19 protein-coding genes are annotated in these 22,801 nt (G+C 63.9%); 14 read left to right on the top strand and 5 right to left on the bottom strand.

Features of this window, described 5'->3' with window-relative positions:
• Nucleotides 1-79 precede the first annotated feature (79 nt).
• On the bottom strand, nt 80-2,026 hold the full coding sequence (locus QQZ18_RS03950; protein WP_284538093.1) for a potassium transporter Kup: 1,947 nt from the start codon (nt 2,024-2,026) through the stop codon (nt 80-82).
• 325 nt (nt 2,027-2,351) lie between these two features.
• Here QQZ18_RS03950 and crcB point away from each other — a divergent pair, with 325 nt between their 5' ends.
• The 4 genes from crcB (at nt 2,352) to QQZ18_RS03930 (ending at nt 6,247) form a co-directional block, all read left to right on the top strand.
• Nucleotides 2,352-2,735 (top strand): fluoride efflux transporter CrcB, encoded by a 384-nt coding sequence (crcB, locus tag QQZ18_RS03945; protein ID WP_284538090.1) that lies wholly within the window; start codon nt 2,352-2,354, stop codon nt 2,733-2,735.
• Nucleotides 2,732-3,793 carry an RluA family pseudouridine synthase gene (locus QQZ18_RS03940; RefSeq protein WP_284538088.1) on the top strand — a complete coding sequence of 354 codons (1,062 nt, stop codon included), beginning with the start codon at nt 2,732-2,734 and terminating at the stop codon, nt 3,791-3,793. Before crcB ends, QQZ18_RS03940 begins: the two co-directional genes overlap by 4 nt.
• A 104-nt stretch (nt 3,794-3,897) precedes the next feature.
• Nucleotides 3,898-5,337: a sensor domain-containing diguanylate cyclase gene (locus QQZ18_RS03935; protein WP_284538086.1), complete on the top strand. Its 1,440-nt coding sequence runs from the start codon at nt 3,898-3,900 to the stop codon at nt 5,335-5,337.
• Between the two features lie 469 nt (nt 5,338-5,806).
• Nucleotides 5,807-6,247, top strand: a complete 441-nt coding sequence (locus QQZ18_RS03930) for a hypothetical protein (RefSeq protein ID WP_284538084.1) — start codon at nt 5,807-5,809, stop codon at nt 6,245-6,247.
• Between the two features lie 90 nt (nt 6,248-6,337).
• Here the strand turns inward: QQZ18_RS03930 and QQZ18_RS03925 are convergent, their stop codons facing one another.
• Complete coding sequence (locus QQZ18_RS03925; RefSeq protein ID WP_284538082.1) at nt 6,338-6,994, bottom strand: alpha/beta hydrolase; 657 nt, start codon at nt 6,992-6,994, stop codon at nt 6,338-6,340.
• Between the two features lie 298 nt (nt 6,995-7,292).
• On the opposite strand from QQZ18_RS03925, the gene QQZ18_RS03920 reads away from it, so the two are divergent.
• From QQZ18_RS03920 to sufA, 7 genes are all read left to right on the top strand, one after another.
• The gene (locus tag QQZ18_RS03920; RefSeq protein ID WP_284538080.1) at nt 7,293-8,468 is read left to right on the top strand and encodes a cysteine desulfurase family protein; all 1,176 of its coding nucleotides are present in this window, start codon (nt 7,293-7,295) and stop codon (nt 8,466-8,468) included.
• An 82-nt stretch (nt 8,469-8,550) separates the two neighbouring features.
• Nucleotides 8,551-10,026, top strand: a complete 1,476-nt coding sequence (gene sufB / locus QQZ18_RS03915) for a Fe-S cluster assembly protein SufB (protein WP_284538078.1) — start codon at nt 8,551-8,553, stop codon at nt 10,024-10,026.
• Nucleotides 10,027-10,124: 98 nt separating this feature from the next.
• Complete coding sequence (gene sufC / locus QQZ18_RS03910; protein ID WP_284538076.1) at nt 10,125-10,877, top strand: Fe-S cluster assembly ATPase SufC; 753 nt, start codon at nt 10,125-10,127, stop codon at nt 10,875-10,877.
• Nucleotides 10,878-10,888: 11 nt separating this feature from the next.
• Complete coding sequence (gene sufD / locus QQZ18_RS03905) at nt 10,889-12,211, top strand: Fe-S cluster assembly protein SufD (protein WP_284538074.1); 1,323 nt, start codon at nt 10,889-10,891, stop codon at nt 12,209-12,211.
• A 48-nt stretch (nt 12,212-12,259) separates the two neighbouring features.
• A complete protein-coding gene (locus QQZ18_RS03900) occupies nt 12,260-13,492 on the top strand; it encodes a cysteine desulfurase (RefSeq protein ID WP_284538072.1) in 1,233 nt (410 codons plus the stop codon).
• A 5-nt stretch (nt 13,493-13,497) separates the two neighbouring features.
• Nucleotides 13,498-13,884: an SUF system Fe-S cluster assembly protein gene (locus QQZ18_RS03895; protein WP_446728595.1), complete on the top strand. Its 387-nt coding sequence runs from the start codon at nt 13,498-13,500 to the stop codon at nt 13,882-13,884.
• A gap of 158 nt (nt 13,885-14,042) precedes the next feature.
• Nucleotides 14,043-14,408: a Fe-S cluster assembly scaffold SufA gene (gene sufA, locus QQZ18_RS03890; protein WP_284538070.1), complete on the top strand. Its 366-nt coding sequence runs from the start codon at nt 14,043-14,045 to the stop codon at nt 14,406-14,408.
• Between the two features lie 11 nt (nt 14,409-14,419).
• On the opposite strand, the gene QQZ18_RS03885 is transcribed toward sufA, so the two are convergent.
• Nucleotides 14,420-14,929: a hypothetical protein gene (locus QQZ18_RS03885; RefSeq protein WP_284538068.1), complete on the bottom strand. Its 510-nt coding sequence runs from the start codon at nt 14,927-14,929 to the stop codon at nt 14,420-14,422.
• A gap of 216 nt (nt 14,930-15,145) precedes the next feature.
• A complete protein-coding gene (locus tag QQZ18_RS03880; protein ID WP_284538066.1) occupies nt 15,146-16,087 on the bottom strand; it encodes a 1-phosphofructokinase family hexose kinase in 942 nt (313 codons plus the stop codon).
• A gap of 869 nt (nt 16,088-16,956) precedes the next feature.
• Here QQZ18_RS03880 and QQZ18_RS03875 point away from each other — a divergent pair.
• From QQZ18_RS03875 to thrS, 3 genes are all read left to right on the top strand, one after another.
• On the top strand, nt 16,957-17,754 hold the full coding sequence (locus QQZ18_RS03875) for a threonine/serine exporter family protein (RefSeq protein WP_284538064.1): 798 nt from the start codon (nt 16,957-16,959) through the stop codon (nt 17,752-17,754).
• On the top strand, nt 17,754-18,221 hold the full coding sequence (locus tag QQZ18_RS03870; protein WP_284538062.1) for a threonine/serine exporter family protein: 468 nt from the start codon (nt 17,754-17,756) through the stop codon (nt 18,219-18,221). Before QQZ18_RS03875 ends, QQZ18_RS03870 begins: the two co-directional genes overlap by 1 nt.
• A gap of 178 nt (nt 18,222-18,399) precedes the next feature.
• On the top strand, nt 18,400-20,370 hold the full coding sequence (gene thrS, locus QQZ18_RS03865) for a threonine--tRNA ligase (protein ID WP_284538060.1): 1,971 nt from the start codon (nt 18,400-18,402) through the stop codon (nt 20,368-20,370).
• A gap of 92 nt (nt 20,371-20,462) precedes the next feature.
• Here the strand turns inward: thrS and QQZ18_RS03860 are convergent, their stop codons facing one another.
• The gene (locus QQZ18_RS03860) at nt 20,463-22,472 is read right to left on the bottom strand and encodes a methyl-accepting chemotaxis protein (RefSeq protein WP_284538058.1); all 2,010 of its coding nucleotides are present in this window, start codon (nt 22,470-22,472) and stop codon (nt 20,463-20,465) included.
• Nucleotides 22,473-22,801 lie beyond the last annotated feature (329 nt).

The following is a 22,801-nucleotide window of genomic DNA, read 5'->3' as shown; positions in this document are numbered from 1 at the left end:
TTCCCGCCGCTTTGTTGCCACAATGCAACGGTCGCGCTCAGGTTTCGAAATTGGCGGCCACGCCCAATGGAGGCAACCGTCAAACCGTGAGTTGCTGTCCGAGCTCGATCACTCGGTTGGAGGGCAGGCGATAGAAGTCGGTGGCGTTGGCCGCCACGCGCGTCAGCGAGATGAACAGCCGGTTCTGCCACATCGGCATCGGCGACTGCGGGCTCGGCTTGAAGGAGCGACGGTTGAGGAAGAACGACGTCGCCATGATGTCGAACTTGATGCCTTGCTTGCGGCATTGAGCCAGCGCGCGCGGCACGTTCGGCGTCTCCATATAGCCGAAGGTCAGCTCGACGAGGAGGAAGTCTTCCGACAGCGGCTCGATCTTCACACGCTGGTCGTCCGGATAGCGCGGCGTCGTCACCACATGCACGGTCATGATGATGTTCTTGGCGTGCAGGACGTTGTTGTGCTTGAGATTGTGCAGCAGCGCGCTGGGAGCGATGTCCGGGTCGGAAGTCAGGAACACGGCGGTGCCGCCGACCCGCACCGGGTGCGACTTGCCGAGCATCTTGATCAGGTCGTTGAGCGGAATGTTCTCGCGGTGGGACTTCTCGAACACCAACTCGCTGCCGCGCACCCAGGTCCACATGCAGGTCGCGACGCAGAGCGCCAGGGTCAGCGGCAGGTAGCCGCCGTCGAATACCTTGAGCAGGTTGGCCGACAGGAAGATGATCTCCATCGACAGGAAGGGCGCGACGATGGCGACGGCCACCCAGATCGACCATTTCCAGACCTTCCAGACCACGATGAAGGCCAGCATAGACGACATCACCATTTCGCCGGTCACGGAGATGCCGTAGGCGGACGCCAGGGCACTCGACGACCGGAAGAAGACGACCAGCGCGAGGATGCCGGCGAGCAGCAGCCAGTTGATGCGCGGCAGGTAGATCTGGCCGGCCTGCGTCTCGGAGGTGTGACGGCTCTCGATGCGGGGAATGAGGCCGAGCTGGACCGCCTGCTGGGTGAGCGAGAAAGCGCCGGTGATGACGGCCTGGCTGGCGATGATGGTGGCGATGGTGGCCAGCAGGATGAAGGGAATGAGGATCGGCTGCGGCACCATCAGGAAGAACGGGTTTTCCAGCGCCTCGGGGCGAGAAAGCACCAGCGCCCCCTGGCCGAGGTAGTTCAGCGTCAGGGCTGGGAACACCAGCACCAGCCAGGCGAGCTGGATCGGTCTCCGGCCGAAGTGGCCCATGTCGGCGTAAAGCGCTTCGGCGCCGGTGACGGCCAGAAAGACCGAGCCAATGACGACGAGGGCGAGAAAGCCGTGGCTGATGACGAAGGCGACCGCCGATGTCGGCAACAGCGCGTAGAGGATCGTCGGGTCGTCGCTGACGTGCATCAGGCCCAGACCGCCCAGGCAGAGAAACCACAGCGCGGTGATCGGTCCGAACCAAATCGCGACGCGGCCGGTGCCGAAACTCTGGATGGTGAACAGCGCGATGAGGATCACGATCGTCAGCGGGACGACGTAATGTGAGAAGCCCGGCGCCACGACCTTGAGGCCTTCGACGGCCGACAGGACCGAGATGGCGGGCGTGATGACGGCGTCGCCGAAGAACATCGAGGCGCCGAGGATGCCGATGACCAGGGCGAAGCCGCCGCGCTTGCCGAGCGCGCCGCGCACCAGCGCCACCAGAGACAGCGTGCCGCCTTCGCCCTTGTTGTCGGCATACATCAAGAAAAGGACGTATTTCAGCGTCACGACCAGGGTCAGCGACCAGATAAGCAGCGACACGACGCCCGTCACCTCGGACCGAGTCAGGCCGTCGGCGGCCGTGTGGTGCAAGGCTTCGCGGAAGGCATAGAGCGGGCTCGTGCCGATGTCACCATAGACGACGCCGACCGAACCGACGGCGAGGCCCAGCATCGAGCCGTTGGCGTGGGGATGCTCTCCGTGACCGTTCGCGTCCACGGTCGGGGAGGGCGCGCCGGGGGCGGCCGTCTGCGGGGCTTTTGATTTTGCGTCGTTCATGGAGAACCGTCACAGGGATCGGACGTCGGTGACGTCGGCTCGATCCGGCGGCGTGGAAATAGCGGAATATGCACAAATCCGCAAGCGCGCCTCCTTGGCGGGATTGCCCGCAATCCGGGCATTTTCGCCGACGTTGCCGTGTCTGTCATCCACTGTACCACGATTGGGGAGCCGTTGCCGGCCGGTCGGCCATTTGATCTGCTCTACGAACGCCAGGCGGCGATTGAGGTTCCAATTTGACGGGCGATGATCTAGAAAGCGCGGAATTGCCGCTTGCCGTCATCGCTGATGTCGATCCGGCTCCTTTTCGGCCGAGTTGTCGTCCATGTCGTTTGTCTCCGTGCTCCTCGTCGCCCTGGGCGGCGCCCTCGGCTCGGTCTGCCGCTATCTGGTAGGCGTCGGCACCGGTCGGCTCCTCGGGCCGGACTTTCCCTTTGGCACGATGATCGTCAACATCGTCGGATCCTTCGTCATGGGACTGTTCATCGAGCTCCTGGCCGTCAGATTCGACGGATCCGAGTCCCTTCGCCTGTTCGTGGCGGTGGGCATTCTCGGCGGTTTCACCACGCTGTCCTCCTTCTCGCTCGACAGCGTCGTATTGTTCGAACGTGGCGCGATCGGCGCCGCCGCCCTCTATGTCGGCGGCTCGATCGTCCTGTCGTTGGCCGCGCTGGTTGCCGGTCTCCACTTCGTGAGGGCCTTTGCATGACCCATGGAACGCCCGGCGGGCCGCGCGTCGAGACGATCATCGTGGCAAAGGACGAGGCTGGCATGCGCCTCGACCGGTGGTTCAAGGACCACTTCCCCGGCCTCGGCTTCGGGCATTTGCAGAAGCTGATCCGATCGGGTCAGGTGCGCGTCGACGGCGGGCGCTGCAAGACCGACCAGCGCCTCGGCGCCGGCCAGACCGTTCGGGTGCCGCCGGTGCAATATGGCGACGCGGCGCAAAGCGGCGCATCCTTCTACGATGGCGAAGGTGGTGCGCCGATGGCGCGCCCGAAGCAGGTGGCCTCCGCCAACGAGGCCGAGTACCTGCGCTCCTTGCTGCTTTATGAGGACGAGCATGTCTTCGTCTTCAACAAGCCGGCAGGGCTGGCAGTGCAGGGCGGATCCGGCATGACGCGCCACATCGACGGCATGCTGGAAGCCTTGCGTGACCGCAAGGGCGTCAAGCCGCGCCTCGTCCATCGCCTCGATCGCGAGACCTCCGGCTGCCTGCTGGTCGCCCGCTCGCGCCTCGCGGCGGCGACGCTGGCCCGCACGTTCCAGACCCGTTCGGCGCGCAAGATCTATTGGGCTCTGGTGTTCGGCCAGCCCAAGCCGGCCCAGGGCAAGATCTCAAGCTGGCTGAAGCGCGTTTCGGGGCCGGACGGCGACATGATGACGGTGGCCAAGCATGGCGAGCCCGATGCCCAGCACGCCGTCACCTTTTACTCGATCGTCGAGCATTCGGCCGGCCGCCTGTCGTGGCTGACCATGAAGCCGACGACGGGGCGCACCCATCAGTTGCGCGTCCATTGTCAGGCGATAGGCCACCCGATCATCGGCGACCCTCGCTATTTCGACATCGAGAACTGGCAGCTTCCCGGCGGTATCCAGAACAGGCTGCATCTCCTCGCCCGTCGTCTCACCATCCCGCACCCGGCGGGTGGCCAACCGATCGACGTCACCGCGCCGCTGCCGCCGCACATGCTGCAGTCCTGGAACCTTCTCGGTTTCGAGGTGACCGACAAGGATGAGGAAAATCCATCATTTCCGGAAGACTGATCGGCGAGACGCCGGCTCGACCTATGGTAGAAGGGGGGTGTAACGAATCACAGGTTTGATGACGTAGACGTGGCGACGGCGCTCATGCCGTGCCGGGAGGAAGAATGACCGCCAAGCTGGACCGGATGCGCATGATCCCATTGATCGGCGCCATTCTCGCCATCGGCTTCCTGATCACCAACATGGTCAGCTATCTCGTCGCCGTCGACACCGTGAGACAATCGATCGTCGAAACCGAGTTGCCGCTCACCGGCTCCAACATCTACTCCGAGATCCAGACCGATCTGGTGCGGCCGATCCTGGTCTCCTCGCTGATGGCCAACGATACCTTCGTGCAGGACTGGCTGCATTCTGGTGAGCTCGATCTCGGGGCGATCACCCGCTATCTCAAGCGCATTCAAAGCCGGTACAACACCTTCACCGCCTTCCTGGTCTCGCGCGACACGCAGGCCTACTATCATTTCCAGTCGCCGCCCCGTCACCTCAAGCGCGACGATCCGGCCGATAACTGGTTCTTCCGGTCGATCGACGCGGTGGCCCCTTATGAGGTCAACGTCGACATCAACAAGCAGCAGAACGACGCTCTGACCGTTTTCATCAACTATCGGGTCGTCGATCATGACGGCAAGATGATCGGGCTTGCCGGCGTCGGTCTGGATTTCCGCACGGTGCGCAACGTCGTCGCGCGCTATCGCGAACAGTTCGATCGCAACATCTACTTCGTCAACGCGCGCGGCGAGATCGTGGTGGCCACCGACGCCGATACGCCGGTGGGGGCCTCCATTCGGACGTCCGAGGGGCTTGACGCGATCGCCGACCGAATTCTTCGGGAAGAGAGCGGTCAGTACTCATTCCAACGCAATGGGCGGACCATTCTCCTGTCGCATCGGCTCGTCCCCGATCTTGGCTGGCGGGTGATGGTCGAGCAGGACGAAGCGGCGGCGATGCGGCCTTTGTGGCTCGGCTTCCTCTTCAACCTCGCCGTCGGCTTTGTCGTCATCGTCGTTTCGCTCGCTCTTATCTCGGTGGCGTTCGGCATCTACAAGAAGCGCGTCGGCGACGTTGCGTTTCGAGACGTGCTGACCGGCCTGCTCAACCGGTCCGGCTTCGAGGCGGAGTTCGACGCGCGGGCGTCCTCCCGCCGCGCTCCGTCCGGCCCATTCAGCCTGATCATGATCGATCTGGATGCCTTCGGCGCCTTCAACGATCGGTTCGGTCGCGCTGCCGGCGATGCCGCCCTCGGCAAGGTCGGCCGGATCGTGGCCGATGTCGCCAGTGGTGACGGCGTGATGGCCCGCCTCGACGGCGACGATTTTGTGATCATTCGGGAAGGCGGTCCCGACGCCGCCGTCCGCTTTGCCGACAGCCTCGTGAAGATCATCGGCGCCGAGACCTTCGGGGACAGCGTTCTTGCCCAGTTGACGGCCAGCGTCGGCGTCACCCCGCTGTCGGCCGGGGAGGAACGCAGTTCCGCCATTGATCGGGTCGATCGGGCGTTGCGTAAGGCGAAAGCGGCCGGCGGCGATCGCGTCTGTCTCGCCTGACGCTCGATAAGCCCATGGCTCGGCACCTCTTCTAGTGGGGTGCTTGGCCGAGGTTCGGCACTTGCCCCGGGACTGCCTAAGCCGGAAATCGGCATGAACGGCCGGTGGCTCGTTTGGCGTGTACTTTCGGCCAGAGAGCGATAAATAGTTGAGTTTCCTATCCTTTTTCGGACTAGAAATTTTCCTGGCTAGTCCGGGAACACGTCACGTGTTCGTGAGTTTATAGAACTGGCAGACGCACTGCACGCAATGTAAAATTGGTAAGTAAACATTACCTGATGATATCCCGGCTCCGATTACTGCGGGAATTAGATGGATTTAGGGATAAGTACGTATGATTTTAAGTATGATTTATGGACCTATGACGAGGTTGCATAGCAATTGTGGGTGATGTTCCCTTGATCTTCTTCATGCGAGTGTTATCTTCTGCTGGCAGTGTTGCGTCGAACATATTTTGGGAGGATGTGTCATGAACGTCACCGAAGTGTCTTTCGTCGCAGCGGCCGCTGCTGCGGCGAGCGGAAAGGCTTTGCCGGCCATTGGCCAGACGCCCGCCCGCTATGCCGGCCATGCCTTCGAAACGGGGGCTGATGCGCCCGACCGGCCGGGTGTCTTCGTACTGACGACGGAGCTGTCCGGGCGCGCCCATCCGATCTATGTCGGGGAAAGCGAATCCGTGATCGTCGCGGTTTCGGCCGTTCTGGCCGCCAACCCGGTCCTGAAGCGGCTTACCGCCGGTGTGTTCTGGAGGGCATCACCCTTTACCCTCGACCGCCGGCATCTCGTCGAGGAGCTGGTCGAGGAATATCAGCCTCATTTCAACGCGGCCGCCGAGGTGGATAAGCGCGATCATTCGTCCGACCGGGATGACTGGGTGCGCGATCCGATCGAGTTGATCGCTCGTTTCTAGTGCAGGCGTCTTAACGTCGATGACAAAAGGGCCTCGAACCGGCGGTTCGAGGCCCTTCCAATTATGTTCCGTCTGTCGAGAGGGGACGGGTCAGCCTTCGTTCGGCTGAGCCGCGAGACGCATGTCGAGGTAGCGGCCGCAGTGCTCGATCAGCTCTTCGATCTTCTGGTCGAAGAAGTGGTTGGCGCCTTCGATGATCTTCTGATCGATGACGATGCCCTTCTGGGCTTTCAGCTTGTCCACCAGCGCCTGCACGTCCTTCTGCGGCACCACCTTGTCGATGTCGCCGTGAATGATCAGGCCCGAGGAGGGGCAGGGCGCGAGGAAGGAGAAATCGTTGAGGTTGGCCGGCGGGGCGATCGAAATGAAGCCCTCGATCTCCGGGCGGCGCATCAGGAGCTGCATGCCGATCCAGGCACCGAAGTCAAAGCCCGCAACCCAGCAGAAGCGCGCCTCAGGATGGATCGACTGCACCCAGTCCAGCGCCGAGGCGGCGTCCGACAGTTCGCCCGAACCGTGGTCGAACTGGCCCTGGCTGCGGCCGACGCCGCGGAAGTTGAAGCGCAGCACGGCAAAGCCGCGTTCCTTGAACATGTAGAACAGCCGGTAGGCGATCTGGTTGTTCATGGTGCCGCCGAATTCCGGATGCGGATGCAGGATCATGGCGATCGGCGCGTTTCGCACCGCAGCCGGCTGGTAGCGGCCTTCGATGCGTCCGGCAGGGCCGTTGAAGATCACTTCGGGCATGTTGTCCTCGATCTCGACTCGTCCCCCGGGGACCGTTGCCGTTATCGGCAGAGGCTCGTCATATTGACGCAGGGAGGGTCTGGTCCTAGATTTAGAATTACTCAAAACTGATGCGGACAGCGCATCGTTTCGGCTCGTGCGCTTGCACTGGACCGCCGGCCGGTCCGGCGTCAAGAAAAATCGCATCCTCAGGGGGGGTTGGGCGTTTGCCCGCCGCTCTGGCGGGCAAAAAGCGGATGGTATAGTGAACGCGCAAGTCGGCCGGTCGTTCCGGCCGTGTTCGCGAATGGGGTAGGTTATGGCGGAGGCGCGCCTTTATTTCGACTGGAATGCCGGCGCGCCGATGAAGGCGGCCGCCCGGCAGCGTCTGGTCGAACTGCTCGGCCGGCCCGGCAACGGTTCGTCCGTGCATGCCGAAGGACGCGCCGCTCGCGCCGTCGTCGAAGGTGCCCGCCGCTCGGTGGCGCGGCTCTGCGGGGCGGAGGCTAAAGGCGTCACCTTTTGTTCCGGTGGCACCGAGGCCGCCAACACGGTGCTGACGCCGGACTGGACCTTGTTCGGCAAGCCGTATCGGCTGGACCGGTTGCTGATATCGGCGGTCGAGCATCCGGCCGTGGCGCGTGGCGGCCGTTTTCCATCGCAGAGCATCGAGGTCATCCCGGTCGATGGCAACGGGGTGGTCGATCTCGGCGTTCTGGAGCGGCGTCTTGCCGAACTCAGTGCGGCGGGCGAGCGGGCTCTCGTTTCGGTCATGATGGCCAACAACGAGACCGGCGTCGTCGAGCCCATCGCCGACGTGGCGCGGATCGCCAGGGCGCATGGCGCGCTGGTTCATTCGGATGCCGTGCAGGCGGCCGGCAAATTGCCGGTCGACATGGGAGCGCTGGGGCTCGACGTGCTGACGCTCTCCGCCCACAAGGTCGGCGGAGGGCAGGGGGTGGGCGCCATCGTGCGCGGCCGCAATGGTTTCGCCTTCACCCCGCTCGTCACGGGCGGCGGCCAGGAGTCCTGGGCACGGGCCGGCACCGAGAATGTGGCGGCCATTGGCGCTTTCGGCGTCGCCGCCGAAGCGTCGCTTGCCGAGCTTGAGGCCATGGCGGGCGTCGCCGCGCGTCGCGACCGCGTCGCGGCTCTGATCCGCGCCATTGCGCCGGACGCCGTGGTGTTCGCGGAGGGGGCGGCGCGACTGGCGAACACGCTCTGCTTCGCCGTGCCGGGCATCGCCGCGGAAACGGCGGTGATCGCTTTCGACCTCGCCGGCGTGGCGCTGTCGTCCGGTTCGGCCTGCTCGTCGGGCAAGGTGACGGCGAGCCCCGTGCTGACGGCGATGGGGGTCGATCCGACGCTGGTCAAGAGCGGCCTGCGCGTGTCGATCGGGGCGGAAACCACTGACGAGGAGATCGCGACCTTCGGTTTGCGGGCGCGCAACGTCTTCGCCGCTATGAAGAAACAACATGGGACCGCCGCAGCCTGAGTGACTACCGGCTGCGAGAAAAAGCGACTACATTGAGGACAGATTTCCCACGGTCCTTGAAACCGCGTGGAAGGAGCAAGAGATGGCAGCAGTTAAGGAGACGGTCGATCAGGTTCTGTCGATCGACGTCGACAAGTACAAATATGGCTTCGTCAGCGACATCGAGTCGGAGCTGGCGCCCAAGGGCCTCAACGAGGATATCGTCCGCTTCATTTCGGCCAAGAAGGACGAGCCGGAATGGCTGACCGAATGGCGCCTCGAAGCGTTTCGCCGCTGGAAGACCATGGAAGAGCCGACCTGGGCGCGCGTCGATTACCCGCCCATCGACTTCCAGGACCTTCACTATTACGCCGCCCCCAAGAAGACGGCCGGCCCGAAGAGCCTCGACGAGGTCGATCCGGCACTGCTCGACACCTACAAGAAGCTGGGCATTCCGCTGAAGGAGCAGGAAATCCTGGCCGGCGTCGAGAAGGGCGAGCGGCTCGTTGCCGTCGATGCGGTGTTCGACAGCGTGTCGGTGGTCACTACCTTCAAGGCCGAGCTCGCCAAGCACGGCGTCATCTTCTGCCCGATCTCGGAAGCGGTGAAGACGCATCCGGAACTGGTGAAGAAGTATCTCGGCTCGGTCGTGCCGGTGACCGACAACTTCTACGCCACGCTGAATTCGGCGGTGTTCTCCGACGGCTCCTTCGTCTACGTGCCGAAGGGCGTCCGCTGCCCGATGGAACTGTCGACCTACTTCCGCATCAACGAGAAGAAGACCGGTCAGTTCGAGCGGACGCTGATCATCGCCGATGAAGGAGCTTACGTCTCCTATCTTGAGGGATGCACGGCGCCCTCCCGCGACGAGAACCAGCTTCACGCCGCCGTGGTCGAGCTGATCGCCCTCGACGATGCGGAGATCAAGTATTCCACCGTCCAGAACTGGTACCCGGGCGACTCGGACGGCAAGGGCGGCGTCTTCAACTTCGTGACCAAGCGCGGCGATTGCCGGGGCAAGAACTCGAAGATCTCCTGGACGCAGGTGGAGACCGGCTCGGCCATCACCTGGAAGTACCCGAGCTGCATCCTGCGTGGCGACAACTCGCGCGGCGAGTTCTACTCGATCGCCATTTCCAATGGCCGCCAGCAGGTCGACAGCGGCACCAAGATGATCCACCTCGGCAAGAACACCTCGTCGAAGATCATCTCCAAGGGCATTTCGGCCGGCCGGTCAAGCAACACCTACCGCGGCCTCGTTTCGATCGGCCGAAAGGCGTCCGGCGCCCGCAACTTCACCAATTGCGACAGCTTGCTCATCGGCAACAAGTGCGGTGCCCATACCGTGCCCTACATCGAGAGCAAGAACGCCTCGGCCATTGTCGAGCATGAAGCCACCACGTCGAAGATCTCCGACGATCAGATGTTCTACTGCCTGCAGCGTGGATTGCCGCAGGAAGAAGCCATCGCCCTGATCGTCAACGGCTTCGTGAAAGACGTGCTGCAACAGCTGCCGATGGAATTCATGGTGGAGACGCAGAAGCTGATCGGCATCAGCCTCGAGGGCAGCGTCGGCTGATCCGGCCGGGCGCACCGCGACACGCGCCTTTTTTCGTGACCAACGACAACGAGCCTCCGCCATGCGCGTCGAGGCCAAACGGACGACAGGACAGAACCATGCTCGAGATCAAGAACCTTCACGCACGGATTGGCGACCGCGAGATCCTGAAGGGTCTCACCCTGACGGTGAAGCCCGGCGAAGTGCACGCCATCATGGGGCCGAACGGCGCCGGCAAGTCGACGCTCTCCTACATTCTCGCCGGCAAGGACGATTACGAGGTCACCGAGGGTGAGGTGCTGCTGAACGGCGCATCGATCCTCGACCTGGAGCCGAACGAGCGTTCGGTGGCGGGCCTGTTCCTCGCCTTCCAGTATCCGATCGAGATCCCCGGCGTCGCCACCATGACCTTCCTCAAGGCGGCGCTCAACGCGCATCGCAAGGCGAAGGGTGAGGGCGAGCTGACGACGCCCGAGTTCATGAAGCTGGTGAAGGGCGTCGCCGAGAAGCTCAACATCACCTCGGACATGCTGAAGCGGCCGGTCAACGTCGGCTTCTCCGGCGGCGAGAAGAAGCGCGCCGAGATAATGCAGATGGCGCTGCTGCAGCCGTCGATCTGCATTCTCGACGAGACCGATTCCGGCCTCGACATCGACGCGCTGAAGGTGGTGTCGGAGGGCGTCAACGCGTTGCGTTCGCCCGATCGTGCCTTCGTGGTGATCACCCACTACCAGCGCCTTCTCGATCATATCGTGCCGGACATCGTGCACGTGCTGTCCGATGGGCGAATCGTCCGCACCGGCGGGCCTGAGCTTGCGCTCGACCTTGAGAAGAACGGCTATGCTGCCTACGTGGCCGAAGCGGCCGCCTGAGGGGGATGACCATGGTTGCCACCCCCGTTCGCACGCCGGCAGAACAGGCGCTTGCCGCCCGCTACCCGGCCGAGAGGACGTCGCTGCCCGGAACGGCCGACGTCATCGCCATCCGTGATGCCGCCTTTGGCGGCGTCGACAAGAGCGGCCTGCCGCACCGCCGCGTCGAAGACTGGAAATACACCGACCTGCGCGCCCGGCTGAAGACGTTTCCGCCCGCCGCCGGTCCCGGCGACGTGGCGCGCGTGCTGATTGCCGCGCCAGCGGTGGAGGGCGACAAGGCACGCCGTCTCGTCATCGCCAACGGTCGCTACCGGCCCGAACTGTCCGATCTCGAGGATCTTGAGCCCGGCCTGTCGATTTTCTCGCTGGCCAAGGCATTGGAAGCGGGCGACGCGGCGGTGGTTGCCGCGCTGAAGCTTGACGATGTCATTGCCTCGAACACCGCAGTGGCACTCAATACGGCCTTCATGACCGACGGTCTCGTCATCGGCGTGGCCGAAGGGGCCGAGATCGCGCGGCCGGTGGAGCTCGTCCACATCGCCGAGGGCGAGCCTGCGGCCTCGACGGCGGTGCGTCACTTGGTCACCGTCGACAAGGGCGCCCGCTTGACGCTGATCGAGACCATCGAGTCGCTCGACACCGTCGCTCACCATTCCAACGTCATGACGGTGGTCGAGGTGGGCGAAGGGGCGAAGGTCGACCATATCCGCCTGCAACTGGAGCCGGACGAGGCGGTCAGCATGACCACTCTGGTGGCCAGGATCGGCCGCGAGGCGAACTTCGACACCTTCAACGCGGCGTTGGGCGCCGGTCTCGCCCGCGCGCAGATCTTCGCCGAGTTCGCCGGTCGCGATGCCCAGGCCGGCTTCCGAGGGATCACCATGCTCAGCGGGCGGCGTCATGCCGACACGACGCTCTCGCTGATCCACGGTGCCGAGAACTGCAACAGCCGGGAGCTCTACAAGGCGGTCATCGACGGCGAGGCGCGTTCGGCCTTCGCCGGCCGCATCGCCGTTCCGGCCCACGCCCAGAAGACCGACGCGCGCATGATGACGGCGTCGCTTCTGCTCTCCGAGGATGCCGAGGCGGATGCCAAACCGGAACTGGAAATCTTCGCCGACGACGTTCAGTGCGGCCATGGGGCAACCTGCGGCGCCATCGATGAGGATCTTCTGTTCTATCTCCTGTCGCGCGGCATTCCCAAGGCCGAGGCCGAGAGCATGCTGATCCTCGCCTTCCTCGGCGAGGCGATCGACGAGATCCAGAATCAGGCGGTTCACGACGCCCTCATCCACCGCGTCGAGGGCTGGCTGAAGGCCAGGGCGGCGTAAGCCGGCATCGCCGCCCGGCATGCCGGGCGGCCAAGACAAGAGACGATGATGATGTCCGTTCCGTCCTATGACGTCGAGACCGTGCGCGGGGATTTCCCGATCCTCGCCGAGAAGGTCTACGGCAAGCCGCTGGTCTATCTCGACAACGGCGCCTCGGCGCAGAAGCCGCTCGCCGTGCTCGACCGCATGCGCCATGCCTACACCCACGAATACGCCAACGTGCATCGTGGACTGCACTACCTGTCGAACGCCGCCACGGAGGCCTACGAGGACGCTCGCGAGGCGGTGCGCGCCTTCCTCAACGCGCCGTCGATGGAGCAGGTGATCTTCACCCGTTCCTCGACCGAGGCGATCAACCTGGTCGCGGCAAGCTACGGCGGCATGGTGCTCAGTGAGGGCGACGAGGTCATCCTCTCCATCCTGGAGCATCACTCCAACATCGTGCCGTGGAACTTCCATCGAGAGAAGAAGGGCGTCGTCATCAAGTGGGCGCCGGTCCGCGACGACGGCAGCTTCGATCTCGAAGCCTTCGAGGCGCTCTTCACGCCGCGTACCAAGATCGTCGCCATCACGCAGATGTCCAACGTCACGGGCACCATCGTGCCGATCAAGGACGTGACGCGCATCGCCCATGCCCATGGCGCGGTGGTGCTTGTCGACGGCAGCCAGGGCGCGGTGCATCTGCCGGTCGACGTGCAGGATCTCGATGCCGATTTCTATGTGCTGACGGGACACAAGGTCTACGGCCCGACCGGCATCGGCGTTCTCTACGGCAAGCGGCACCTTCTGGAAGCCATGCCGCCCTGGCAGGGCGGCGGCGAGATGATCGAGACGGTGACCACCGAGGGAGTGACCTACAACGCGCCGCCGCATCGCTTCGAGGCCGGCACGCCGCCGATCGTCCAGGCCATCGGGCTGGGCGCGGCCTTGCGCTACATGGAAAGCCTCGGCCGGGAAGCGATTCTCGCCCATGAGACCGACCTGCGCGATTATGCCATGCAGCGACTCGGCGAGATGAACTCCGTCCGCATCTACGGCACCACCAAGGAGAAGGGCGCCATCGTCGCCTTCTCGATGAACGGGGCGCATGCCCATGACGTCGCCACCGTCATCGACCATTCCGGCGTTGCCGTTCGTGCCGGCACGCATTGCGCCATGCCGCTGCTCGCCCGTTTCGGGGTGACCTCGACCTGCCGTGCCTCCTTCGCCCTCTACAACACGCGCGCCGAAGTGGACGCGCTGGTCACGGCCCTCAGAAAGGCCGAGGCCCTGTTCGGATGACCGACATGACCGACATGACCAACCACAGCGATCCGTCGCCCAATCAGCCAGAAACTGCCGGCGGCTCGGCCATTTCGCCGGTCGAGCTCGAACGCATCACCGACGATATCGTCGCTGCGCTGAAGACCGTCTACGACCCGGAGATTCCGGCCGACATCTATGAGCTCGGCCTCGTCTACCGGATCGACATCGACGATGACCGCCTCGTCACCATCGACATGACGCTGACCGCGCCGGGCTGCCCGGTGGCCGGCGAAATGCCGGGCTGGGTCGAGAATGCCGTTGGCGTGGTGCCCGGCGTTTATGGCGTCAAGGTGAACATGGTGTTCGATCCGCCGTGGACGCCCGACCGGATGAGCGAGGAAGCCCAGGTCGCCACCGACTGGTACTGAGTGCCAGATCCGAGGCCCATCCCGGTGTCGCCTCGCTCGGCGGTCTTCGGGGTGCAACGCGGCCATGCGGGCAAGATGCTTGCCGGCAATGCGTTTGCTTCCTATTTTCAGTCGTATCGCTTCGGCCTTGAACCGAGGCGGTTTGGGAGAGTGATGACATGGCTGTCGCCAAGTTTGCCGTGATGACGCTGACCGAAGCCGCCGCCGAGCGCGTGCGGGAAATCGTCGGCAACGCCGACGATGCCGTGGGTATCCGTCTGGGTATCAAGAATGGCGGCTGCGCCGGCATGTCCTACACGCTCGATCTCGCACGCGAGGCCCAGCCGGCCGACGAACGCGTCGAGGCGCATGGCGCCACCGTGTTTGTCGAGGCCAAGGCCGTGCTGTTCCTTCTGGGCACGGAGATGGATTTCGAGCAGACGCCGCTCCGCACCGGTTTCGTCTTCCGCAACCCCAACCAGGTCGGCTCTTGTGGTTGTGGCGAAAGCGTCAGTCTGAAGCCGGCCGAACCGGCCGAGGCCTGATCCGCTCCGCCTCACGCAGTCGCAGTCGGCGTGGACTTGTCGTAGGCGCGGTCCGCCGCGAGTCGGCTGGCTGCGCTGGCTGTCCCGCTTCCGGCCGTCGCCTCGGCGTGCTTGGCGAACCAGTCTTCGAGAACGCGCTGTGACCAGCGGCTCTGCTTCGGTCCCGTCTCGTTGTTCACCGAGAACAGCGATTGCATGCGCTGAATGAGATCCGCGCCCGAAGAATCGCCGCTGGTGGATGCGGAGGATGGTGTGCCGTCGGGATAAACCCATTGCGGCCTCCACGCCGATGGATCGCCATCGGCAAAGCGGACACCGATCAGTGTAATCCCGTCGTCCCTTGAGGTGCTGGACGAGTATGGGTCTTCGGCCGTCCCGTAGAGAGCTTCCGCCTGCTTCTTGTAGGTTTCGAAATCCGCCAGCATGTCGCGCGTCAGGTCGACCGCCTTGATGCGGCCGTTTGCCATCGATCCTATTCTCGTCAGATCGGTTACCTTGAGTCCGTCGCTGGAACTGATCATCGTTTCCTCTCCTGCGCGCCTGTGGCTAGCTTGAGGAGCTGGAAGCAAGTTCCATTCCGATGGTGTAACCTAGATTTCTCAACGGGATAGCGGCGGGCTTCCCCAGTCTTTGCCCTGCAGATTCTGCCGTACCGGGAAACGCCTGCCGGCTCTGCGCCCATGCAAAAGGGGAGCAGAACGGCTGTCCTGCTCCCCTTCAATGTTCGATGTACCGGCTTACCAGTTGTGCTGGTGAGCGCCGATCTGCTCGAGAATGCGGTCGACGTCCGCCTTCTGGCAAAGCTGCGTTCCGGGACTCGTCACCGAGGCCGTTCCGGAAGCGACGCCGAGACGGAAGGCATCTTCCGGAATGAGGCCCGAGGCAAGACCATAGACCATGCCGCCCACGAAGCTGTCGCCGGCGCCCGACGCGCTCTTCACTTCGACTTCGGGTGCCTTCAGGAACAGGTGGTTTTCGGCCGTGACCAGCAAGGCGCCGTCGCCACCCATGGTGATGGCGATCATCTTCACCCTGCCGGAGCCGATGAGCTCCTTGGCGGCGGGCACCATGTCGTCAACAGTGGGGAGAGGGCGCCCGACCAGCTTGGCGAACTCGCCTTCGGACGGCTTGAACAGCGTGATGCCGCCGCGCTCCAGCGCCAGCTCGAGCGGCTTGCCCGAGGTGTCGAGCACCAGGTTGCCGCCGCGCTCGATCACCAAGTCGGTGAGCTGGACGTAGAAGTTCTCCGGCATGCCGCGCGGCAGCGAACCCGAGCCGACGCACCAATCCCACTCAAGGTCCTTGAGTGCATAGAGGCAGCGCTTCCATTCGATCTCGCTCACCTCGGGACCTTCCGGGATGAAGCGGTACTCGAGGCCGGTCGACCGCTCGTAGACGAGATGGGCGACGCGGGTCGACTGGGCGATCGGAATCCGCCTGCGCGGAATGTTGCGCGCAGCCAAAAGCTCGTCGAACATCTGGCCCGTCGTACCGCCCGACATGTAGAGGGCGATCGAGCTGCCACCGAGTTCCTGGATCACGCGCGTGACGTTGATGCCGCCGCCGCCCGGATCGTGCTGCTCGTTGGTGATGCGAATCTTATGGGTGTGCTTGACGACTTCGGCTTCGGCCGTGTCGTCAATGGATGGATTGAGTGTGAGCGTGACGATCGGTTTCATTGGTCGCTATTTCATCGCCCGTTCGTTGTTTCGTAACGGCCCAGTTCCAGACGCTTCCTGCTTTCCACCGGTCTCGCGCCGTGATCGGCGTCTTTTTCCGGTCCATGGGCGCAGCGGGTTTGCCACTACGCCTTTTGGATCGGTTGTCGGTTTAGCGCGGTTTCGCTACAAAAGCCATGTCGTAGATCAACTACACTGCGGTGGAGTGTATATATCTCCGCGGCCATCCTTTTGGCGCAAGAATATATGCAACCAGAAGTTACCTGGATACTGGCTGCACGTCGGTCCTGGATCGATCCCCGCCTATTTTGTCCTGGCTCCATCCGCCGGAAAGGTGTTCCGGAAAAGCGGCCAGTCCAGCCTCAAACTCCCAGCTCCGGCGCGCCGTGACGCACAGTCTCCCCCCGTGCACCAGGTCGCCTTGAAAGTGGCATGCTGAAATCGTTCTGTTTCAAGCAAGCCCTTTCAGCATAGGTCTTGGCACAGCTAAGCCTTTTGTGCAAGCACCGAGGCACTACGAAAGGCCAATCGAACGCTCATCTCCCAGGTGTTCATCGAACTGAACCGAGGGGCATGTGTGGGCCGCCGTATCGTTGCCGGCAAGAAGCGCCGGGAATCAAGGTTTTCCGGCTGCTCCGGCAGCACCCGGCGGCCTCGTCGACCGAATGGGCGGGCGACGCGTTTTTCGGCATCGATGGCTCAAGAAAAAGCAGCCCCGCTCCGGAGGGCTTCTTGCCCGGGCCGTCACGGCCCTGATATCTCACTTGGGGTTCGTTCGAGTGACGCGGAATCGCCGGCTGCGGGAAGGTGCCTCTTTCCGATCTGCGGCGGCCGGTCCGGGGCGTGGGTGCACCAATCGACGGGGCGACATGGAACAGCAGCAAGATCCGGTCATCGTTCGCCATCGAGAACTCGAGCGCATCGCCAACATGGCGCTTCGGGCAGGGCGCATCATGATGGAGTGCGGCGCGTCGGTTTCCGTTGTCCACGGGGGGGTGGCCATGATCGCGCGTGGATTCGGCGTCGAGGATGTCGGCATGCGCTCGGGCTATGCTTCGCTGGAGGTCACCGTCCATGCCGGTGGCAACACGATCACGCGCATGATGCAGGTTGGCCGGCTTGGCGTGAATCATCGTCTCGATCAGGCCGTCCGTCGTCTGGCGGTACGGGTTTCGCAGGGCGGCATGAGTGTCGACGAGGTGGAAGCGGAAATCGGACGGCTGGTTCGCGAAACGCCGCGTCATCCGGCCTGGGTGGTGGCGCTGGCCGTCGGGATCGCCTGTGCCTCATTCGGCCGTCTGCTCGGTGTCGACTGGCCGGCGTTCGTCGCCATTCTGGTCGCCGGCACGGTGGGGCAGTACATCCGTCACCAACTGCTGCATCACGGCGTCAACGTGTTCATCGTGGCCGGTCTCATCGCTTTTCTCTCCGCGACCTTGGGCGGAATCGGGTCGATTCTCCTGAACAGCGGCACGGTCAGCCTCGCCATGATGGCGTCGATCCTGCTCCTGGTGCCCGGCGTGCCTTCCACCAATGCCCAGACCGATATCATGGACGGCTACCCCACCATGGGAAGCGCCCGGGCCGTCTGGGTGCTGATGATCATGGTGTTCGCCTCCGTCGGTGTCTGGTTCGCCGAAGCCCTGCTCGGTCTGAGGTCGCTCTGATGCTCGAACTCCTGCCGCACCTCTTTCATCAGGCCCTGTTCGGGGCGCTCGCAGCCGCCGGCTTCGGCGTGCTGTTCAACTTCGGCTTCAGGGCGCTGCCCTGGTGCGCGGCGGCCGGCGCCCTGGCGCTTGCCGTACGGACGATAGGGCAGGATCTCGCCTGGAGCCTCGAAGGCGCTTCCTTCGCGGCTGCCATCGTTACGAGCTGTTCGGTGTCGGCGCTCAGGAAGCAGCTCGGACCGGCCTGCAACGCGGTCGCTCTTGCCGGCTGCATCCCAATGGTGCCGGGAGCCTTCTTCGGGCAAGCCCTCCTCGGCTTCCTGTCCGTCACGGCGCCCAACCTCGTCGATGCCGAGGCGACCTTGATCGTCGCCGTCCAGTCGCTTCTGCGGGTGATCTTCACCCTCGGGGCGATCGGTGCCGGTCTGCTCATCCCGGCGCACCTGCTCAGGAACCAGGACTTCTAGCGGCGACTCCAACTCCTGTGTGGGTCGGCGTGCGGAGCGAGCTTGCAAACAGCTTCGGATCGTAGCATCGGCGCGCCGCGCACTGGACAAACCGGCGTTCGAGCCGGTAAAGCCTTTGCCATTCAAGCAAGCCGCTTACCCGCGTCGTCTGCGGGAGTGAGCGAGAAAAGGACCGACCATGATCCACGTGACTTTCCCCGATGGTTCGCTGCGCGAATATGCTCCGGGGACTACCGGCGCCGAGATCGCCGCCCAGATTTCCAAATCGCTGTCGAAAAAGGCCGTCGCCATGGCGCTCGACGGCGTGCTGTCCGACCTCAACGATCCGATCGTCACCGATGCCCGGCTCGAGATCGTGACGCGCGATGATCCGCGTGCCCTCGAACTGATCCGCCACGATGCGGCGCACGTGATGGCCGAAGCGGTGCAGGAGCTGTTTCCCGGCACGCAGGTGACCATCGGCCCGGTGATCGAAAACGGCTTCTACTACGACTTCTTCCGTCCGGAAGGGCCGTTCACCACCGACGATCTGCCGAAGATCGAAGCCAAGATGCGGGAGATCATCGCCCGCGACAAGCCATTCACCAAGCAGGTCTGGAGCCGCGACGAGGCCAAGGACTGGTTTGAGAAGAAGGGCGAGGCCTTCAAGGTCGAACTGGTCGACGCCATTCCGGCCGACCAGAAGATCAAGATGTACGCGCAAGGGCAGTGGATGGACCTCTGCCGTGGTCCGCACATGACCTCGACCGGCAAGATCGGCAACGCCTTCAAGCTGATGAAGGTGGCCGGCGCCTACTGGCGCGGCGATTCCGACCGCGACATGTTGACCCGCATCTATGCCACCGCCTGGCATACCGAGGAAGACCTCAAGGCCTACCTCACCATGCTCGAGGAAGCCGAGAAGCGCGACCATCGCCGTCTCGGCCGCGAGATGGATCTCTTCCACTTCCAGGAAGAGGGCCCGGGTGTCGTGTTCTGGCACCAGAAGGGCTGGGCGCTGTTCCAGGAGCTGACCGCCTATATGCGGCGGCGGCTCAAGGGCGACTACCAGGAAGTCAACGCGCCGCAGATCCTCGACAAGGTGCTGTGGGAGACTTCCGGCCACTGGGGCTGGTACAAGGAGAACATGTTCGCCGTGCAGTCGGCTGGCGACGAGGCCGAGGACAAGCGCATCTTCGCGCTGAAGCCGATGAACTGCCCCGGCCACATCCAGATCTTCAAGCACGGCCTGAAGAGCTATCGCGACCTGCCGATGCGCCTTGCCGAGTTCGGTGCGGTGCATCGCTACGAGCCGTCGGGCGCCATGCACGGGCTGATGCGCGTGCGCGGCTTCACCCAGGACGATGCGCATATCTTCTGCACCGAGGCCGACATGGCCGCCGAGTGCCTGAAGATCAACGAGCTCATCCTGTCGGTCTATGAGGATTTCGGCTTCAACGAGATCACGGTGAAGCTGTCGACCCGACCGGAAAAGCGCGTCGGCTCGGACGCCCTCTGGGATCACGCCGAAGAGGTGATGACGCGCGTGCTTGGCGAGATCGCCGAACGGTCGGGCGGCCGCATCAAAACTGGCATCAACCCGGGCGAGGGCGCTTTCTACGGCCCGAAGTTCGAGTACACGCTGCGTGATGCCATCGGCCGCGAGTGGCAGTGCGGCACCACGCAGGTGGACTTCAACCTGCCGGAGCGTTTCGGCGCCTTCTACGTCGACGCCGACGGCAGCAAGAAGACGCCGGTGATGATCCACCGCGCCATCTGCGGCTCGATGGAGCGCTTCCTCGGCATCCTGATTGAGAACTTCGCCGGCCACTTCCCGCTGTGGTTCGCCCCGGCGCAGGTGATGGTCACCACCATCACCTCGGAAGCCGACGATTATGCCAAGGAAGTCTACCAGAAGCTCCTGAAGGCCGGCGTGCGGGTCGACATCGATCTGCGCAATGAGAAGATCAACTACAAGGTCCGCGAGCATTCGCTGGCCAAGATCCCGCTGATCTTCGTCTGCGGCCGCAAGGAAGCCGAGGAAAAGTCGGTCAACGTCCGCACCCTCGGCTCGCAGCATCCGAAGTCGATGTCGCTCGACGAAGCGCTGTCGATGGTGAAGGCGGAGATCGTGCCGCCGGACGTCAAGCGGGCGCTTGCCGAGGCCTGAACGGCCTTGCATGATCCATGACGCAAAAGGTCCGGAGCGATCCGGGCCTTTTGTTATCATGGCAAGCCCTGCGCAAGGCGCATGGGCTAGGTTTACACCGCAACCCGTTGCAGGAACTCGTCGATCGCCGCTTCGAGATCGCGGGTCTGGCTGAGAACCAGACCGGCAGCCGCTTCGACGTGCCGGGCGGTGTCGGAGGTTCTGCCGATCGCCTCGACCACGTGCCCGACGCTTTCGGACACCGTGACCGTGTTACCGGAGGCTTCGCTGACGTTGCGGCTGATCTCGTTGGTGGAGGCTTCCTGCTGTTCCACGGCCGAGGCAATGCCGAGCGTGGCGCGGTTCACTTCCTCCATGGTGGCGGCGATGGCGCGGATCGATTCGACCGCTTCGGCGGTCGACGCCTGCATTTCCGAGATCTGAGCCGCGATCTGCTCGGTGGCGCGGGAGGTCTGGTCGGACAGCCCCTTCACCTCGGCGGCGACGACGGCGAAGCCCTTGCCCGCCTCACCGGCGCGTGCCGCCTCGATGGTGGCGTTGAGTGCCAGCAGGTTGGTCTGCTCGGCGATCGACCGGATCAGCGTGACCACCTGTCCCACCCGACTCGCGGCTTCGGCGAGGCCGGCCACCTGGTCGTTGGTACGCCGGGCGCCTTCGGTGGCGCTGCCGATGACGGTGGTGGTGCGGCCGACGTGGCTGACCACCTCGCTGATCGACGAGGCGAGCTCCTCGGCGGCGCCGGCCACGACCGTGACCTTCTCCGAGGCGCCTCGCGAGGCGGTCGATGCGCTTTCGGCTTGTGTCCGGGTGCGTCCCGCCTCGTCGAGCAGACCGTCGGCGGCGCTTTGCATGCCGGCCATGGTGTCGGTGACGGCGCGGGTCAGCTCGCCGGCCACAGAGCGGAAGTCGCGCACTGCCGCCTCGAAGGCTTGCTGACGGCGAAGGCGCTCCCCCGCGTCGGCGCGCTGTCCGTCTTCGAGGCGGGCCTTCTCGGTCTGGTTGGCTTGGAAAACGGCCAGCGTGCGGGCCATGGCGCCGATCTCGTCGGCCCGGTCGGTATCGGCGACGGTTGCCGCCTCGCCGCGCGACAATACATCCATGGTCGTGCGAATGCGGCCGAGCGGTGCGGTGATCGAGCGGCTGATCTGCCAACTGATCAGGCCACCGGCGAGCAGCGTCAGCGGCACGACGAGGTAGATGAGGCGCAGCGCGAACTGGGTTCCGTCGGTGAAGGCCTGGGTCGTCGAGGCGTTGAGATTGGCGGCGGCGCCCTTGATGGCGCTGGTCAGAGGCTCGGCGAGATCGAAGGAGAGAGACGTCTGGTCGGCGACCTTCACCCAGGACGCGTAGAGATCGACATAGGAGGTAAAGGCGGCGGAATAGGCGGCAAGGCGGGCCTTGAGCGCATCCTTTGCTTCCGCGCCGAGCTGGGTCTTGTCGAGTTCGCGGATAAAGCGTCCGCCGGCGGCATCGAAGGCGCCGGAACTTGGTCCGTCATGGCGCAGCATGAACTCGGCGCGCGCCTGATTGAGCTGGGCAAACGCCTGCACGACGCGCACGGTATCGGGATTCTGGCCGCTCTTGGTGGCCTTGTTCACGTCGGTCCGCAGGGCCTGGAAGGCGGCTTCCATCTCGCCCTGAATGCCGCTGTCGTTGCCGAAGCCGAGCTTGGTCTGTCCGCTCTTCACTTCGGCGAACTGCCCGGCGATCTTGTCGAAAAGCGCGGCGAGCTGGTCGGCTTCGGTTGTCGCGGCACCGACGGCGCCGGCCGCGTCTTCAAGGCGCCGGATGGTGTTTTGCGTCTCGCCGAGGAGGCTGTCGATCTCCGTCGCGCGCTCGGAGGTCGGGGCGACCATGAACAGTCGCTCCTTGGCGGCGAGCTTGTTGGCGAGGCTCTGTGTCTGTTCGGAAAGAAGCGACAGGCCGGTGGCAGCGGAGGAGGTTTCTTCCAGCGCGCGCATGGACACGACGGCATAGCCACCTGTGCCCGAGACGACGGTCAGTCCGGCGAGCCAGACGAGCGAGAGCGATGCGACCTTGACGCGGATGGACAGCCCGCCACGTGAGCGACGCGAGCCAGCCGGCTTTGAGCGAAACAACATGCCAAGTCCCCTGTTTCTTTTGGCTCTATTAGACTTTTGGTTGCTTAACGGCATGCTAATCGCGCGTTGTAAGTCGATTGTGTGCCTGATCTAAGTTTAACTTCAGTTAATCTGCCAAATTTGCATGCAAACCTAGCAGATCCGTGCCGATTTAGTTGTCATTTATCCCTATTTGGGTGGTTCAATAGGAGGGGTGCCTCCTCCGAATGCCTTCGTTTAGAGCATAAAGTGCAGCAGGAATGAGCACACTTAACGTGCGCAGTACTGCCGCTGTGAAGCGGCAGGTTGCGCTACGTATTCTCGCATAGTGTCGAGACGTCACACCGTCC

This window comes from Pleomorphomonas sp. T1.2MG-36, from assembly GCF_950100655.1.
Classification (GTDB): domain Bacteria; phylum Pseudomonadota; class Alphaproteobacteria; order Rhizobiales; family Pleomorphomonadaceae; genus Pleomorphomonas.
The sequence above is the reverse complement of the archived record's forward strand: the minus strand, read 5'-3'. Positions and strand labels throughout refer to the sequence as shown.

Excerpts from the sequence above, each read along its gene's own strand:
- QQZ18_RS03950 (WP_284538093.1), bottom strand. The coding sequence starts at position 2,026 with ATGAACGACGCAAAATCAAAAGCCCCGCAGACGGCCGCCCCCGGCGCG.
- crcB (WP_284538090.1), top strand. The coding sequence starts at position 2,352 with ATGTCGTTTGTCTCCGTGCTCCTCGTCGCCCTGGGCGGCGCCCTCGGC.
- QQZ18_RS03940 (WP_284538088.1), top strand. The coding sequence starts at position 2,732 with ATGACCCATGGAACGCCCGGCGGGCCGCGCGTCGAGACGATCATCGTG.
- QQZ18_RS03935 (WP_284538086.1), top strand. The coding sequence starts at position 3,898 with ATGACCGCCAAGCTGGACCGGATGCGCATGATCCCATTGATCGGCGCC.
- QQZ18_RS03930 (WP_284538084.1), top strand. The coding sequence starts at position 5,807 with ATGAACGTCACCGAAGTGTCTTTCGTCGCAGCGGCCGCTGCTGCGGCG.
- QQZ18_RS03925 (WP_284538082.1), bottom strand. The coding sequence starts at position 6,994 with ATGCCCGAAGTGATCTTCAACGGCCCTGCCGGACGCATCGAAGGCCGC.
- QQZ18_RS03920 (WP_284538080.1), top strand. The coding sequence starts at position 7,293 with ATGGCGGAGGCGCGCCTTTATTTCGACTGGAATGCCGGCGCGCCGATG.
- sufB (WP_284538078.1), top strand. The coding sequence starts at position 8,551 with ATGGCAGCAGTTAAGGAGACGGTCGATCAGGTTCTGTCGATCGACGTC.
- sufC (WP_284538076.1), top strand. The coding sequence starts at position 10,125 with ATGCTCGAGATCAAGAACCTTCACGCACGGATTGGCGACCGCGAGATC.
- sufD (WP_284538074.1), top strand. The coding sequence starts at position 10,889 with ATGGTTGCCACCCCCGTTCGCACGCCGGCAGAACAGGCGCTTGCCGCC.
- QQZ18_RS03900 (WP_284538072.1), top strand. The coding sequence starts at position 12,260 with ATGATGTCCGTTCCGTCCTATGACGTCGAGACCGTGCGCGGGGATTTC.
- QQZ18_RS03895 (WP_446728595.1), top strand. The coding sequence starts at position 13,498 with ATGACCGACATGACCAACCACAGCGATCCGTCGCCCAATCAGCCAGAA.
- sufA (WP_284538070.1), top strand. The coding sequence starts at position 14,043 with ATGGCTGTCGCCAAGTTTGCCGTGATGACGCTGACCGAAGCCGCCGCC.
- QQZ18_RS03885 (WP_284538068.1), bottom strand. The coding sequence starts at position 14,929 with ATGATCAGTTCCAGCGACGGACTCAAGGTAACCGATCTGACGAGAATA.
- QQZ18_RS03880 (WP_284538066.1), bottom strand. The coding sequence starts at position 16,087 with ATGAAACCGATCGTCACGCTCACACTCAATCCATCCATTGACGACACG.
- QQZ18_RS03875 (WP_284538064.1), top strand. The coding sequence starts at position 16,957 with ATGGAACAGCAGCAAGATCCGGTCATCGTTCGCCATCGAGAACTCGAG.
- QQZ18_RS03870 (WP_284538062.1), top strand. The coding sequence starts at position 17,754 with ATGCTCGAACTCCTGCCGCACCTCTTTCATCAGGCCCTGTTCGGGGCG.
- thrS (WP_284538060.1), top strand. The coding sequence starts at position 18,400 with ATGATCCACGTGACTTTCCCCGATGGTTCGCTGCGCGAATATGCTCCG.
- QQZ18_RS03860 (WP_284538058.1), bottom strand. The coding sequence starts at position 22,472 with ATGTTGTTTCGCTCAAAGCCGGCTGGCTCGCGTCGCTCACGTGGCGGG.